Source organism: Ruegeria sp., assembly GCF_965199275.1.
In the GTDB taxonomy this organism is placed as follows: domain Bacteria; phylum Pseudomonadota; class Alphaproteobacteria; order Rhodobacterales; family Rhodobacteraceae; genus Ruegeria.
Genome location: NZ_CBDAQX010000024.1, coordinates 76394 through 90717 on the forward strand (window position 1 = coordinate 76394; position 14324 = coordinate 90717).

Sequence of the window (14324 nt, forward strand, 5' to 3'; positions counted from 1 at the left end):
TTAGCCCCCAATTTTCTTTTCAGCTACGATATCAGCGATTGTTTTCTTCAACACGCGGGTCACCTGTTCCAACGCCCGCTTGTCATCCTTGTTCAGCCCCTTAAGCGGAGCCCGCATTGCGCCCGCCTCAATGCTGTTCATGGTGACGCCATGTTTAATGGTCTGGATGAACTTGCCGCCCTGCTCCAGCACCCGCATCAGAGGCATCATCGCGCTCATGATCCGGCGGCCTTTGGCGAAATCTCCTTCGATCACGCAGGCGTTGTACAGCGCCACATGCTCTTCCGGCAGGAAGTTCGACCCGCCGCACACCCAGAAGGGCGCGCCCCAGGCGAAGAACTCCAGCGCCTGATCATCCATGCCGCAACCCAGCTGGATATGCGGGTAGTCGCGCGCCAAAAGATGGACCCGGTTGATATCTCCCGAGCTTTCCTTGATGCCACAGAAATTCCGGCTGCGGCCCACACGGTCGAGGAATTCCTCGCCCATCATCGTACCGGTGCGGTGCGGGTAGTTATACAGCATCACCGGCAGGTCAGCGGCCTTGTCGATGGCCAGCGCGTTCAGCGCGTTTTCCCGGTCGGTGGGCACCGAATAGGGCGGGCTTGCCAGCAGGATCGAATCTGCTCCGATCTCACGCGCCCCCGAGGCCAGCGCAATCGAGTCCGGCGTCAGCATCGCTCCGGTCCCAACGACCAGAGGCAGACGGCCTTTCAACTGCGCGTGCGTGAACTTGGCCAGCTCCAGCCGCTCTTCAACGGTCTGGGCATAGTTTTCGCCCGTCGAGCCGCCCGAGATCAGCCCGTGAACGCCACTGGTGATCAGGTATTCGATCACGTCGGACAAAGCGTCCCAATTCACGCTGCCATCCTCGTGATAGGGCGTGACCACAGGGGTGTAGATCCCCTCAAACTTGAAAATCGGGTTCATTCCGTCCTCATGCAGGTTTCGAAAGAGGCGGGATGCCCATCGGGACATCCAACGCATCAGGCATCACGAACAGCTCAATCTGATCGCGAGACAGGTTCCAGTGATCCTCGGCTAGCTGCGCAGCAGCCGCCTCATCGCCCGCCTCGATGGCGGCGATGATGGCGTCGTGCTGACGGCTGGCTTCAGTCAGGTTTTCGGTCAGACCCGTGTTGCGCGGTCTGTAAAAGGTCATCCCGATCCGGGCGTGGTCGATCAACAGGCGATTGAACGACGGCAACAGATATACATTACCGGACATCTGCCCCGTGACATCGTGAAACCGGTTATTGGCCAGCGCGCGATCCTCGGCCGAGCCCGACTGCAAAGCCGAACAAAAGGACCGCTGGGCATCTTTCAATGCCTCAATCTGATGTGGCATGGCGTTGCGCGCGGCCAACCTCAGGATGGCGCCATACACCATCGGGGCCGCCAGAAAGAAATCCCGCAGCGTGGTATGCGACATCTCGGATACGCGCGTGCTGCGGTTGGCGCGCTGATCCAGATATCCCTCACCGGCCAACTGCCGAAACACTTCGCGCAGCGGGGTTCGCGACAGGCCGAAAGCTTCGGACAGATGCGCTTCATCCAGATCCGCGCCGGGTTGTAGCCGCAAGGTCAGAATCGAGACCTTGAGGTGTTCTGCAAGCTCAGATTTGCGCGAACGCGCTTCGTCCTTCATCCGCCTATCCCTTTGCCGCGGCCACTTGGCGAATCGAGATCGCCCAGCCATGGGTGTTGTATGCGATTAAAATACAACTTGTATACAATTAATTTTCGTGCAGCATAGGCAACCTGCGAATAGTGTCGAAACCAACCAGCAGCCCGGAAGCGCAAAGACCGCCATGCCCGATCCCAGCCACATCACTTTCATTCTGATCGAGGAGTTCTCGCACCTCGCGTTTTCCTGCGCGGTCGAGCCCTTGCGGATCGCCAACCTGGTCAGCGGGCAGGATCTCTACAACTGGTCTTTTGTGTCTGAGCATGGTGAACACGCTGTCTGCTCCAACGGGTCGGTGACACTAGTGAATGGCGGATTCGATAGCCTGCCCAAATCTGATCAGATTTTCGTGCTGTCTGGCATCCACATGCGGAACCACGCCTCCAAACCTCTGCTGGCTTTGCTGCGGCGTGAACGGGCAAGAGGAACGGCGATCGGCGCGCTCTGTTCGGGCGCTTGGCTTTTGGCCGAGGCCGGTTTTCTGAACGAAATGCAGGCCGCCATTCACTGGGAATACCATGACGCCTTCACCGAGGCCTTTCCCGATGTGAACCTGGTGCGCAGCGTATTTGTGGCCGACGAAAAGCACATCACCGCCTCGGGCGGCACTGCGACCGCCGACCTGATGCTGCACCTGATCGAACGAGACCACGGGGTCGCGCTGGCCATGGATGTGGCCGATCAGATGGTCTACAACGCCGTGCGCAACGCCACGGCCAAACAGCGCGTTTCCCTGCAATCGCGAAACGGCATGCGCAACATCCATCTGGCCAAAGCGATTGAGGTCATGCGCAACAACATCGAAACGCCGGTCTCACCCTCTGCGATTGCAGATAAACTTGGCATTTCGACACGGCAGCTCGAACGGCTATTCGGCAAATACCTGAATACCTCGCCCAAAAAGTACTTTATGGAGATGCGGCTGGAGCGCGCGCAAAAACTGCTGTTGCAAACCGAGGCCTCGGTGACTGAGGTCGCCATGGCATGCGGGTTTGAGAATCCAGGCCATTTCTCACGCGTGTTTCGCCTGAGTTTTGGCGTCACGCCTCACGCACAGCGCAACAAGATTGACTGACGTAAAGCGATCCCACAGCTGGGGGAGAGCGCCCTGATCTGCCCGAAACTGGGCACATCCACGCTCATCCCCCGATCCCTTCGAGAACCCCCTCATTAAAATCGGACTAGTCAACACCTCGGTAGGATAGTTGTCGCTAACACGCGATATGTCCGGTGTATGTAACATGCGATCTGTCCGGTTCTATTCTGTCTCTGAGAGGAGGCGTTATGAACCGAGCAGAAGTGTTACAGGAAGTTCGACTGATGAAGTTTGAAGATGTGTATTCGCGGCGAAGCGCGAACAAGCTGACGCAAGAACAGGCGGCTGAGATACTGGGTGTATCCGTGCGCACCGTCAGGCGTTGGGAGGATCGATTTGAGGCGGATGGTGCAGAAGGTCTGTACGACCGTCGGCTTGGCAAACTGGCCAACAATCGTGTTGCCACGGATAAGGTCATGGAGATGCTTGAACTGTTTGATACCAAGTACTGGGATTACACGCCGAAGCATTTCCACGAGAAGCTGGTGGCCCACCATGGTTTCACACAGAGCTACAACTGGGTGCGGCTTACACTGCAGCGCCACGGCCGGGTTCAGGCAGCACCCCGACGAGGTGCCCATCGGCGCAAGCGGCCCCGCCGTCCGATGGTTGGCATGATGTTGCATCAGGACGGCTCCAGCCATGAATGGGTTCCGGGTCAGTGGTGGGATCTGATCGTCACCATGGACGATGCCACCAACCGGGTTTATTCGGCATTCTTTGTCGAGGAAGAAGGGACGATGAGCAGTTTTCAGGGGCTGACAGAGGTGATCGAGGCGCAAGGTCTGTTTTGCTCGCTCTATGCCGATCGGGGCTCTCATTACTGGCATACGCCCGAAGCGGGCGGCAAAGTGGACAAGGACAATCTGACCCAGGTCGGGCGCGCCTTGCAGCAACTCGGCATTGAGCTGATCCCGGCCTATTCACCGCAGGCCCGTGGACGGTCTGAACGCATGTTTGGCACGTTCCAGAACCGATTGCCGCAGGAACTGCGGTCCCATGGGATCACAACCATTGAAGAGGCCAATCAGTTCCTGAAAGAGGTCTATCTTCCCGAACACAATGCCCTGTTTGCAAAGGAGCCGGAGGATACGACCTCGGCCTTCGTGCCGTTTACAGGCAATGTGCGCGACACCCTGTGTGTGCAGGAAGACCGCGTCGTCGGCAACGACAATACGGTGCGCTACAAGGGCCTGGTCATGCAGATCGCGGCAGACAGGCACCGTCATCATTTCGTCAAGGCGAAGGTCAGGGTCCACGAATACCCCGATGGTCAACTGGTCATCTTCCACGGCCCGAGATGCATTGGCCGCTACCAGCCTGACGGATCACCCATCACACAGGAGGATAGCAAACACAAAGTCGCGTGACCCGCTTCGACGTGGCGCGAACGCGGTGGCCCAAATCTACGGTCGCCTACGGCTCCCTCCGAATTGGGCCACCGCGCAATCAACTGAAGCGGACAATTGGCATGTTACCTACACCGGACAATTCAGAATGTTCTCGACACACCTCGGTAGGATAGTGTGGTGGTATTCCCGAATGTTGGCACAAGTATTGCTAGATCATGTCAGATTGAGGTTTCTTTCTGCCATAAACATTAATTTTGCGGAATTTGATCAGATTCCAGATCAGAGTTGAGCGTTTTGTTCACTCATAAGGACCCACTCGCCCGCTCAGGCCATAGGTGATTCCGATCTGGCATTCGAGCTTGTCCTTTTTGCCGGTCGACCCACACTGTCGAAAACCTCTCAAAAAGGCAGGGATACGAAGTCAGTCCGCGCCTTGCAAGGCCGAGACATCGAGAACCGGCGACTGCGAGGTCACATGGACGCGCCGCGTAGCACCCTGCGACGATGCGGTGATATCGAGCTTCGAAACTTGATCAAAACGCTCGAAATACGCGAACTCAATCGTGTCCAGAGCGGCCATGTCCGAACACTGAATCACATACTCGGCCAGAAACTCGGGCGCGCCCACCGCGTCTGCATCCGACCCAAGCCCTTCGCCCGTCAAAGACACATTAGCCGACGCCGTGGCGCAGCCAGCCTGTTCAGGGACAACAAAAAGGGTTAACGGCTTTGACAAGGACGAAATAGCATCCGCGACCGCGGACCGATCCGCGTCATCTGCTGCGCGATGGTCAAACCCCAGTATATCCTCGCTCGGGACCGCCAAAGACACACTGAATTGTGTTTCCTCAAAGGCAATATCCAATGTTCCCGCAGCAGCACTCTGCGCGGGCACCTGATCCCCTGCCCATGCCTGGACGGTTGCTGCACACAAACCGATCGAAGCACTCAACCACTTCATGAACTCACACCACTCGCAATAGAATCACATGGATTATTCTAACTTTATACGAACACAGCGCAATCGCGACGGCGTGTATCAGACCCACCAGATATGGGGATGCCACGCCCCCACAGCAATTCCGACAATAAAACTCAGGTTGACATTGTCGACTATTTCACTCAGCTATAGGCGTGCAAGTGCTCCCCTATTGGATGCACCTGAACGAGATTTCTGACACGAAAGACCTGGACCCAATGACGAAATTCTTTGCTGCCGCCAGCACTCTGACCCTATGCGCAGCCACCGCCGTAGCTGCCGGTGACGCACCTGCAAAAGCGGATTTGCTAGACACTTATGCCAATATTGCAGAAGCCAAATATGATGACAGCCTGATCGCAGCCAAAGCGTTGCAAAACGCTGTCAACGCGCTGATCGCCGCCCCGTCGGACGCCACGCTGAACGCCGCGCGTGCGGCCTGGATTGCCGCACGAGTTCCCTATCAGCAGACCGAGGTCTACCGCTTTGGCAACGCCATCGTCGATGATTGGGAAGGCAAAGTGAACGCGTGGCCGCTGGACGAAGGCCTGATCGACTATGTCGACGCCTCCTACGGCGGCGCCACGGATGAGAACGAATTCGCCGTTCTCAACGTCATCGCAAACCCGAGTTTCGAGCTTTCGGGAACCGCGATTGACGCGACCGAGATCACCCCCGAACTGCTGGCAGACACCCTGCACGAAGCCGACGGGATCGAGGCCAACGTCGCCACCGGCTACCACGCCATTGAATTCCTGCTGTGGGGTCAGGACCTGAACGGCCACGGCGCAGGCGCGGGCAACCGCCCGGCAACCGCCCGGCAACCGACTATTCCAAAGGCGACGACTGCACCAACGGCAACTGCGACCGCCGCGCGCAATACCTAAGCGCCGCAACCGACCTGCTGGTCAGCGATCTGGAATGGATGACCGCACAATGGGCCGAAGGTGGTGATGCACGCGCCGCCCTGACTGAGAATGAATCCGCGGGCATCAGCGCCATTCTGACTGGCATGGGTTCGCTGTCTTACGGCGAACAGGCTGGTGAGCGTATGCGCCTGGGCCTGATGCTGAACGACCCGGAAGAAGAGCATGATTGCTTTGCCGACAACACGCACAACAGCCACTACTATGATGGCCTTGGCATCCAGAACGTCTATCTGGGCAGCTATACCCGCATCGACGGCACCCCGATCTCGGGCGCGTCTCTTTCGGATCTGGTGATCGCCGCTGACCCGGCTCTGGATACCGAGATGAAGGCCAAGCTGTCGACCACAATGCAGGCTCTGGGCCGAATCAAATCGACCGCCGAGGCCGGTTTCGCCTATGACCAGATGCTGGAACGCGGCAATGCCGGTGGCGACGCCCTAATCATGGGCGGCGTCAACGGTCTGGTCGACCAGACCAAAACCATCGAGCGTATCGTATCGACCCTAGACCTCGACGGGATCGAGTTTGAAGGATCGGACAGCTTGGACAACCCTGACGCGGTTTTCCACTAAACACATAAATAAAAGGGCCGGATGCGTCGACAAATCGGCGCCTCCGGCAACCCGGCCACCGCAAGGTGACTGGACTTGAAGGAATTACCTTACTAAATAAGTAAGAAACTAAACGAGCCTCGATTCGCCATGATCGTCTGCCACTGCACAAACATCTCCGACCACGACATCCGAGCCGCTATCGACTGGATGCGGACCTCTGACCCGCAAGCAATCATTACCCCGGGCAAGATCTATCACGCGCTCGGGAAATCTGCCGACTGTGGCGGGTGCATGCCGCTTTTCCTAGACACGATGCGAACCGACGATAATCTGGAAGTCCCCATGCAGCTGCGTGCGTTACGCACCGGCCTATCACAGGAGAAGGCAGATGAAGGGCGATCCCAAGGTCATAGAGTATCTCAACAAATCCCTGCGGCATGAGCTGACAGCCGTCAGCCAATATTGGCTGCACTACCGGCTTCTGGAAGACTGGGGCCTGGTCCATATGGCCAAGAAAAGCCGCGAAGAAAGCATCGAAGAGATGGGCCACGCGGACAAGCTGATCGAACGGATCATCTTTCTGGAAGGCCACCCGAACCTGCAAAAGCTCGACCCTCTGCGGATCGGGCAGAACCCCAAGGAAACGCTGGAATGCGATCTGGCCGCAGAACACGATGCCCGCACATTGTATGTCGAAGCGCGGGAATATTGCCGCGAGGCGGGCGACTACGTCTCTATGTCGCTCTTCGAGGAATTGATCAGCGATGAAGAAGGTCATATCGACTTCCTCGAAACGCAACTCGATCTGTACGAACGGATTGGCGACGCCAATTATGCGCAACTCAACGCCGCGAAAATGGACGCCGAAGAATAGTATTCTCGCCCTCTTGGTGGTCGCAACTGCGGCCACCCCTTCCCTGTCAGCCGAGCTGCAGGACCTTCACCTCAACTTCACCCCACGTACCGAAGACGAACGCGCCCGCATTGCCGGTGTCACTGCACCGCCGCAGGATTTTAGCGCGCCGCAAAGGTTCGAAGAGTTGCCTACCGGGGCCGCAACCGTGCGTGTGCGCAACAACGCGGATGCGTTTTCGCAACCGTCCAAGAACCTGAGCTTTGAACAAGAGCTGGACTTCAAGGTCGGCAACGGATTGTTCAAGAAAATCTGGGTCTCGTCGCCCTCTTCGACTCTCGCGTCTGATGGCCTTGGGCCGCTGTACAACGCGCGTTCATGCCAGCGCTGTCACATCAAGGATGGGCGCGGGCATACACCGAACGGGCCGGATGACAACGCCATCTCGATGTTCCTGCGCGTGTCCATTCCCGGCAGCCCTCAGGACGCGCCGGAAGGGATCGAAGACTATCTCGCTACCCTGCCCGAGCCTAATTATGGCGGCCAGATGCAGGATTTCGCGCTGGCCGGGCATCCTGCAGAATACCGTTTAGAGGTTACCTACGAAGAGATCCCGGTTGCGCTGTCAGAGGGCGAAACCGCCTCGCTCCGCCGTCCCACCTACACGGCTGCCGATCTGGGATACGGCCCGTTGCACCCCGACGCCATGCTTAGCCCGCGCGTTGCGCCGCAGATGATCGGCCTCCTGACTTCCGACCTTTTTCCTGACTTCCGACCTTTTTGTTGATCTGACTGGGTTTTTGGTTTGTTTTCAGGTGTGGTTGCTCAGAGGCGCGTTGTAGTGCCCCATTATTATAAAAAGTATTGACATGGGCCTTCAGATGGCTAACCTCTTCGCCCATGTTCATCCGCACCAAACATGACGCAAAGCTCAACCGCACACGGATCCAGATCGTTGAATCCGTCCGCACCGGCTCCAAGGTACGCCAGAAGATCCTGCGCCATGTGGGTGTGGCCCATAACGACAGCGAGATTGAGGATATCAAGCGTCTGGCGGGCCGCTTGATGGAGCAATTACGCATTGATCGCTCGCCGCAAATGGAACTGTTCACGCCCACGGAATATGCCGATCTGCAGGCGCTGGTGCGCCGCGCTCCGCGGCCGGACAAGCTTGGCGTTGATCTTGCCGAGTGCCGTGAGGAGGCGCGGGTCTCTCTGGGTCTGCGGGATGTCATGGGGACGATGTATGACCAACTGGGTTGGGGGGCCCTTCTGGGGGCGGCGCGTAAAAGTGCCAATCGCATTGTGAAAGAGCTGGTTATGGCGCGGATCGCACAGCCCGAGAGCAAGCGCGCGACCGTGGAGGCGTTGGAGAACCAGGCAGGCATCACGCTCAATCTGGACGTGGTCTATCGGAGCATGGATTACATCAATACGCCGGTGATAGACGGGATTTGCAAAACCTCTCACGCGGCGGCAGAGAAGTTGCTGGGCGGGCCAGTGACCGTGCTGTTCTACGATTGCACGACCCTGGCCTTTGACACCGAGCGCGAGGACCCGGCCGAGGATGCGGACGGGGTCGAGCAGGATCATCTTCTGGCCAAGGGCTTCAGCAAGGATGGCAAGCATCACCGCGCTCAGGTCATGCTGGCGCTGATCGTCACCTCCGATGGGCTGCCTGTGGGCTATGAACTCTTCCCGGGAAACACCTGGGAAGGTCATACGCTGGAAGCTGCGCTGAAGGCGTTGGAGGGACGCTTCGACGTGGCCAGGGTCACGTTCGTGGCCGATGCCGCCATGCTCAGCAAGGACAACCAGCAGATGTTGCAGAACAAGGGTCTGCCCTACATCCTCGGCTATCGCATGAAGTCCGCCCCGGCCGCCGTGAAGGCGAACATTTTGAGCCCGGAGGGACGCCAGCCTTGGGCTGGACACGGTTCTGAAGAGGCAACCGAGAAGGGCTGGTACAAGGTGATCGACCAGGAGGGAGCGCGGGTCATTGTGACCTGGTCACCCACCCGGGCACGCAATGATGCCCACAAGCGCGACAAGGCAATCGAAAAGCTGCACAAGAAGCTCAAGCGCTCTCGCAAACCCGGCAGCTTCAGCAGCCGGGGATATGGCCGCTTCCTGGCCTTCCCCGACAGCGGGGACGTCACGCTGGATGATGCAAAGATCAAGGCAGCGGCACAATGGGACGGGCTGCATGCCATTGTTGTTCATGGTGCCGACGAACTGGAGGCACAGGACGTCATTGCCCGCTATCACCAGTTGTGGGAGATCGAAGCCTGCTTCCGCACCAACAAGCACGATCTGAAAATCCGGCCCATCTATCACTGGTCGCCGCGTCGGGTCCGGGCCCATATCGCCATCTGCTACATGGCCTTCTGCTGCCTGCAGCACCTGCGCAAGCATCTGGACCTGCTCGGACACCCGATGAGCCCGGCTCGTATCCGCAACGAGTTGAACGCATTGCAGCTCTCGATCCTGCGCCACAAAGGCACCCCTGACCGCTACGGCATGCCAAGCCATGCCACGGTCGATGCCAGACGCATCCTCACCTGCGTCGGCCTGACCTGGAACGAAGCCCCTTTCAAGATACCCCCCGGGCGCACCCGAAAAACTGGCCAGACCAAAGCCTGAGCTCCCTCAACACTCCGAAACAATCGCTGGCGAAAAAAGTCCGTGTAGTGCCTTTTGGCAACCAAGGCATAATAATATCAATGACTTATACGAAAAAATGTCGGAAGTCAGGAGAGGGCGAAACCGCCTCGCTCCGCCGTCCCACCTACACGGCTGCCGATCTGGGATACGGCCCGTTGCACCCCGACGCCATGCTTAGCCCGCGCGTTGCGCCGCAGATGATCGGCCTCCTGACTTCCGACCTTTTTGTTGATCTGACTGGGTTTTTGGTTTGTTTTCAGGTGTGGTTGCTCAGAGGCGCGTTGTAGTGCCCCATTATTATAAAAAGTATTGACATGGGCCTTCAGATGGCTAACCTCTTCGCCCATGTTCATCCGCACCAAACATGACGCAAAGCTCAACCGCACACGGATCCAGATCGTTGAATCCGTCCGCACCGGCTCCAAGGTACGCCAGAAGATCCTGCGCCATGTGGGTGTGGCCCATAACGACAGCGAGATTGAGGATATCAAGCGTCTGGCGGGCCGCTTGATGGAGCAATTACGCATTGATCGCTCGCCGCAAATGGAACTGTTCACGCCCACGGAATATGCCGATCTGCAGGCGCTGGTGCGCCGCGCTCCGCGGCCGGACAAGCTTGGCGTTGATCTTGCCGAGTGCCGTGAGGAGGCGCGGGTCTCTCTGGGTCTGCGGGATGTCATGGGGACGATGTATGACCAACTGGGTTGGGGGGCCCTTCTGGGGGCGGCGCGTAAAAGTGCCAATCGCATTGTGAAAGAGCTGGTTATGGCGCGGATCGCACAGCCCGAGAGCAAGCGCGCGACCGTGGAGGCGTTGGAGAACCAGGCAGGCATCACGCTCAATCTGGACGTGGTCTATCGGAGCATGGATTACATCAATACGCCGGTGATAGACGGGATTTGCAAAACCTCTCACGCGGCGGCAGAGAAGTTGCTGGGCGGGCCAGTGACCGTGCTGTTCTACGATTGCACGACCCTGGCCTTTGACACCGAGCGCGAGGACCCGGCCGAGGATGCGGACGGGGTCGAGCAGGATCATCTTCTGGCCAAGGGCTTCAGCAAGGATGGCAAGCATCACCGCGCTCAGGTCATGCTGGCGCTGATCGTCACCTCCGATGGGCTGCCTGTGGGCTATGAACTCTTCCCGGGAAACACCTGGGAAGGTCATACGCTGGAAGCTGCGCTGAAGGCGTTGGAGGGACGCTTCGACGTGGCCAGGGTCACGTTCGTGGCCGATGCCGCCATGCTCAGCAAGGACAACCAGCAGATGTTGCAGAACAAGGGTCTGCCCTACATCCTCGGCTATCGCATGAAGTCCGCCCCGGCCGCCGTGAAGGCGAACATTTTGAGCCCGGAGGGACGCCAGCCTTGGGCTGGACACGGTTCTGAAGAGGCAACCGAGAAGGGCTGGTACAAGGTGATCGACCAGGAGGGAGCGCGGGTCATTGTGACCTGGTCACCCACCCGGGCACGCAATGATGCCCACAAGCGCGACAAGGCAATCGAAAAGCTGCACAAGAAGCTCAAGCGCTCTCGCAAACCCGGCAGCTTCAGCAGCCGGGGATATGGCCGCTTCCTGGCCTTCCCCGACAGCGGGGACGTCACGCTGGATGATGCAAAGATCAAGGCAGCGGCACAATGGGACGGGCTGCATGCCATTGTTGTTCATGGTGCGGACGAACTGGAGGCACAGGACGTCATTGCCCGCTATCACCAGTTGTGGGAGATCGAAGCCTGCTTCCGCACCAACAAGCACGATCTGAAAATCCGGCCCATCTATCACTGGTCGCCGCGTCGGGTCCGGGCCCATATCGCCATCTGCTACATGGCCTTCTGCTGCCTGCAGCACCTGCGCAAGCATCTGGACCTGCTCGGACACCCGATGAGCCCGGCTCGTATCCGCAACGAGTTGAACGCATTGCAGCTCTCGATCCTGCGCCACAAAGGCACCCCTGACCGCTACGGCATGCCAAGCCATGCCACGGTCGATGCCAGACGCATCCTCACCTGCGTCGGCCTGACCTGGAACGAAGCCCCTTTCAAGATACCCCCCGGGCGCACCCGAAAAACTGGCCAGACCAAAGCCTGAGCTCCCTCAACACTCCGAAACAATCGCTGGCGAAAAAAGTCCGTGTAGTGCCTTTTGGCAACCAAGGCATAATAATATCAATGACTTATACGAAAAAATGTCGGAAGTCAGGAATTATGGCGGCCAGATGCAGGATTTCGCGCTGGCCGGGCATCCTGCAGAATACCGTTTAGAGGTTACCTACGAAGAGATCCCGGTTGCGCTGTCAGAGGGCGAAACCGCCTCGCTCCGCCGTCCCACCTACACGGCTGCCGATCTGGGATACGGCCCGTTGCACCCCGACGCCATGCTTAGCCCGCGCGTTGCGCCGCAGATGATCGGCCTCGGTCTGCTCGAGGCGATCCCGGTCGAAGACCTGCTGGCCAATGCCGACCCCGATGATGCGGATGGCGATGGCATCTCGGGCCGCGCGAACATTGTCTGGTCGACCGAGTTTGACGCCCCGATGATGGGCCGCTTTGGCCACAAAGCCGGTATGCCCACGGTCATGGAGCAATCGGCGGCGGCGTTTGCAGGTGATATCGGCATCTCGACCCCGCTGTTTCCCGCCCCTTACGGAGATTGCACCGATGCGCAGGTCAATTGCGTAAAGGCCCCGCATGGCGACGGCGATGTGCGCGTTTTCGAGGTTGATCAGGTCGGCATGGACCTCGTGGCCTTCTACAGCCGCAATCTGGGCGTTCCGGGTCGCCGGGATGTGGATGACCCGCAAGTGCTGCGCGGGAAAGAGGTGTTCCACACCACAGGCTGCGCTGCCTGCCATACCCCGGCCCATGTCACCCATCGTCTGGCAGACCGGCCCGAGCATAGTTTTCAGCTGATTTGGCCCTATACCGACCTGCTGCTGCATGACATGGGCGAAGGCTTGGCCGACAATCGCCCCGAAGCCCGCGCCACAGGCCGCGAATGGCGCACGCCGCCCCTCTGGGGGATTGGTCTGACCCAGCGCGTGTCCAGCCATACCGAGTTCCTGCATGACGGGCGCGCCCGCAACCTGCTAGAGGCCGTGCTCTGGCACGGGGGCGAGGCGCAATCCGCCCGTGACACTGTCGTGACCATGCCCAAAGCCGACCGCGACGCCCTTATCCGTTTTCTCGAAAGTCTTTGACCCATGCGCCTTTTTGCTTTTGCCATTGCCCTCGCAGCCCCTCTGGCAGTGTCAGCCCAAGACCGCGCGGCAATCCTGACGGATGTGTCCGCCGCTCATATATTGCCGCGCTTTGCTGACTTGGCCGATGCGACCGAGGCTCTGTCCGTCGCGTCCCAATCCGATTGCGCGCCGCAGTCTGAGGCTCTGCGCGCGGCCTATGGCACCGCCTTTGACGCGTGGATATCGGCCAGCCATCTGCGCTTTGGCCCCACCGAGGCCGACGACCGCGCCTTTGCCATGGCCTTTTGGCCTGACACGAAAGGGTTCACTCCCAAGGCCCTATCGCAGCATATCGCAGCCGAAGACCCTGCGGTGAATGACACGGCCGCCTATGCCGAAACCTCGGTCGCGGGGCGCGGGTTCTTTGCGCTTGAGCAAATGCTGTACGATCCCAAATTTGCCGATCAGGGCAGTGCCGAATACCGATGTGCGCTGATCCGGGCCATCACGGCCGATATCGACGCCAATGCCGATGCGATGGCTGAAGAGTGGCAAAGCCATGCGGTGAAGCTGGAACAGCCGGGGGGCGACAGCCCGTACCGCACGCAGGATGAGGCGATGCAGGAGTTGTTCAAAGCGCTCTCAACCGGGTTGCAATTCACTGCCGAAACCCGATTGGGCCGACCCCTTGGCACTTTCGACCGCCCCCGCCCTAACAGGGCCGAAGCCCGCCGCTCGAAACGCGCCTTACGTCATGTCGAGCTGTCTCTGATTGCGCTTCAAGACCTTGCGGCGCGGCTGTCCGCCGACCATCCCGAGATCGCGCAGGATCTGGACCTGGCCTTCACCCGCGCAATCAAAAGCGCCCGGTCCATCGACGACCCCGCCTTTGCTGGCGTGGCCGATCCCGCAGGCCGGTTCCGGGTCGAAGCGCTGCAACAGGCGGTGAATGACATCCGCACCATCGCCACGACCGAGCTTGGCCCGACCCTCGGTATCAGTGCCGGGTTCAACTCTCTCGACGGGGATTGA

At 59.1% G+C, this 14324-nt stretch carries 12 protein-coding genes and 3 pseudogenes; 10 read left to right on the forward strand and 5 right to left on the reverse strand.

From position 1 onward, the window contains the following. Entirely contained in the window at nucleotides 1–930 is a 930-nt protein-coding gene (locus ACOERD_RS25175; RefSeq protein ID WP_419740876.1) for a dihydrodipicolinate synthase family protein, read from the reverse strand. A gap of 7 nt (nucleotides 931–937) precedes the next feature. Beyond that, nucleotides 938–1648 carry a GntR family transcriptional regulator gene (locus tag ACOERD_RS25180; RefSeq protein WP_419740877.1) on the reverse strand — a complete coding sequence of 237 codons (711 nt, stop codon included), beginning with the start codon at nucleotides 1646–1648 and terminating at the stop codon, nucleotides 938–940. A 163-nt stretch (nucleotides 1649–1811) separates the two neighbouring features. Between ACOERD_RS25180 and ACOERD_RS25185 the strand changes: the two genes are divergently transcribed. Both ACOERD_RS25185 and ACOERD_RS25190 read left to right on the forward strand, forming a co-directional pair. Next, nucleotides 1812–2762, forward strand: a complete 951-nt coding sequence (locus tag ACOERD_RS25185; protein WP_419740878.1) for a GlxA family transcriptional regulator — start codon at nucleotides 1812–1814, stop codon at nucleotides 2760–2762. Between the two features lie 209 nt (nucleotides 2763–2971). Continuing rightward, nucleotides 2972–4153, forward strand: coding sequence for an ISNCY family transposase (locus ACOERD_RS25190; protein ID WP_419737631.1), 1182 nt, complete (start codon nucleotides 2972–2974; stop codon nucleotides 4151–4153). A 403-nt stretch (nucleotides 4154–4556) separates the two neighbouring features. Here the strand turns inward: ACOERD_RS25190 and ACOERD_RS25195 are convergent, their stop codons facing one another. Continuing rightward, on the reverse strand, nucleotides 4557–5096 hold the full coding sequence (locus tag ACOERD_RS25195; protein WP_419740879.1) for a ZrgA family zinc uptake protein: 540 nt from the start codon (nucleotides 5094–5096) through the stop codon (nucleotides 4557–4559). Between the two features lie 236 nt (nucleotides 5097–5332). Between ACOERD_RS25195 and ACOERD_RS25200 the strand changes: the two are divergent. From ACOERD_RS25200 to ACOERD_RS25215, 4 genes and pseudogenes are all read left to right on the forward strand, one after another. Further along, a pseudogene (locus ACOERD_RS25200) lies at nucleotides 5333–6615 on the forward strand (imelysin family protein). Between the two features lie 129 nt (nucleotides 6616–6744). Beyond that, a complete protein-coding gene (locus ACOERD_RS25205) occupies nucleotides 6745–7038 on the forward strand; it encodes a (2Fe-2S)-binding protein (RefSeq protein ID WP_170468500.1) in 294 nt (97 codons plus the stop codon). After that, nucleotides 6986–7471, forward strand: coding sequence for a bacterioferritin (gene bfr, locus ACOERD_RS25210; protein WP_419740880.1), 486 nt, complete (start codon nucleotides 6986–6988; stop codon nucleotides 7469–7471). The genes ACOERD_RS25205 and bfr overlap by 53 nt, the downstream gene beginning before the upstream one ends. Next, nucleotides 7431–8216, forward strand: a pseudogene (locus ACOERD_RS25215) (di-heme oxidoredictase family protein); the annotation flags it as partial. The gene bfr and the pseudogene ACOERD_RS25215, both read left to right, overlap by 41 nt. Here the strand turns inward: ACOERD_RS25215 and ACOERD_RS25220 are convergent. After that, the gene (locus ACOERD_RS25220) at nucleotides 8161–8358 is read right to left on the reverse strand and encodes a hypothetical protein (RefSeq protein WP_419740881.1); all 198 of its coding nucleotides are present in this window, start codon (nucleotides 8356–8358) and stop codon (nucleotides 8161–8163) included. The pseudogene ACOERD_RS25215 and the gene ACOERD_RS25220 sit on opposite strands and share 56 nt — an antisense overlap. On the opposite strand from ACOERD_RS25220, the gene ACOERD_RS25225 reads away from it, so the two are divergent. Then, nucleotides 8351–10093 (forward strand): IS1634 family transposase, encoded by a 1743-nt coding sequence (locus tag ACOERD_RS25225; protein WP_419737624.1) that lies wholly within the window; start codon nucleotides 8351–8353, stop codon nucleotides 10091–10093. The genes ACOERD_RS25220 and ACOERD_RS25225 overlap by 8 nt on opposite strands. Before the next feature lie 107 nt (nucleotides 10094–10200). Here the strand turns inward: ACOERD_RS25225 and ACOERD_RS25230 are convergent, their stop codons facing one another. Then, on the reverse strand, nucleotides 10201–10467 hold the full coding sequence (locus tag ACOERD_RS25230) for a hypothetical protein (protein WP_419741056.1): 267 nt from the start codon (nucleotides 10465–10467) through the stop codon (nucleotides 10201–10203). Between ACOERD_RS25230 and ACOERD_RS25235 the strand changes: the two genes are divergently transcribed. The 3 genes and pseudogenes from ACOERD_RS25235 (at nucleotide 10460) to ACOERD_RS25245 (ending at nucleotide 14324) form a co-directional block, all read left to right on the forward strand. After that, on the forward strand, nucleotides 10460–12202 hold the full coding sequence (locus tag ACOERD_RS25235) for an IS1634 family transposase (RefSeq protein WP_419737624.1): 1743 nt from the start codon (nucleotides 10460–10462) through the stop codon (nucleotides 12200–12202). The genes ACOERD_RS25230 and ACOERD_RS25235 overlap by 8 nt on opposite strands. 115 nt (nucleotides 12203–12317) lie before the next feature. Next, nucleotides 12318–13310, forward strand: a pseudogene (locus tag ACOERD_RS25240) (di-heme oxidoredictase family protein); the annotation flags it as partial. Between the two features lie 3 nt (nucleotides 13311–13313). Further along, nucleotides 13314–14324 carry an imelysin family protein gene (locus ACOERD_RS25245; RefSeq protein WP_419740882.1) on the forward strand — a complete coding sequence of 337 codons (1011 nt, stop codon included), beginning with the start codon at nucleotides 13314–13316 and terminating at the stop codon, nucleotides 14322–14324.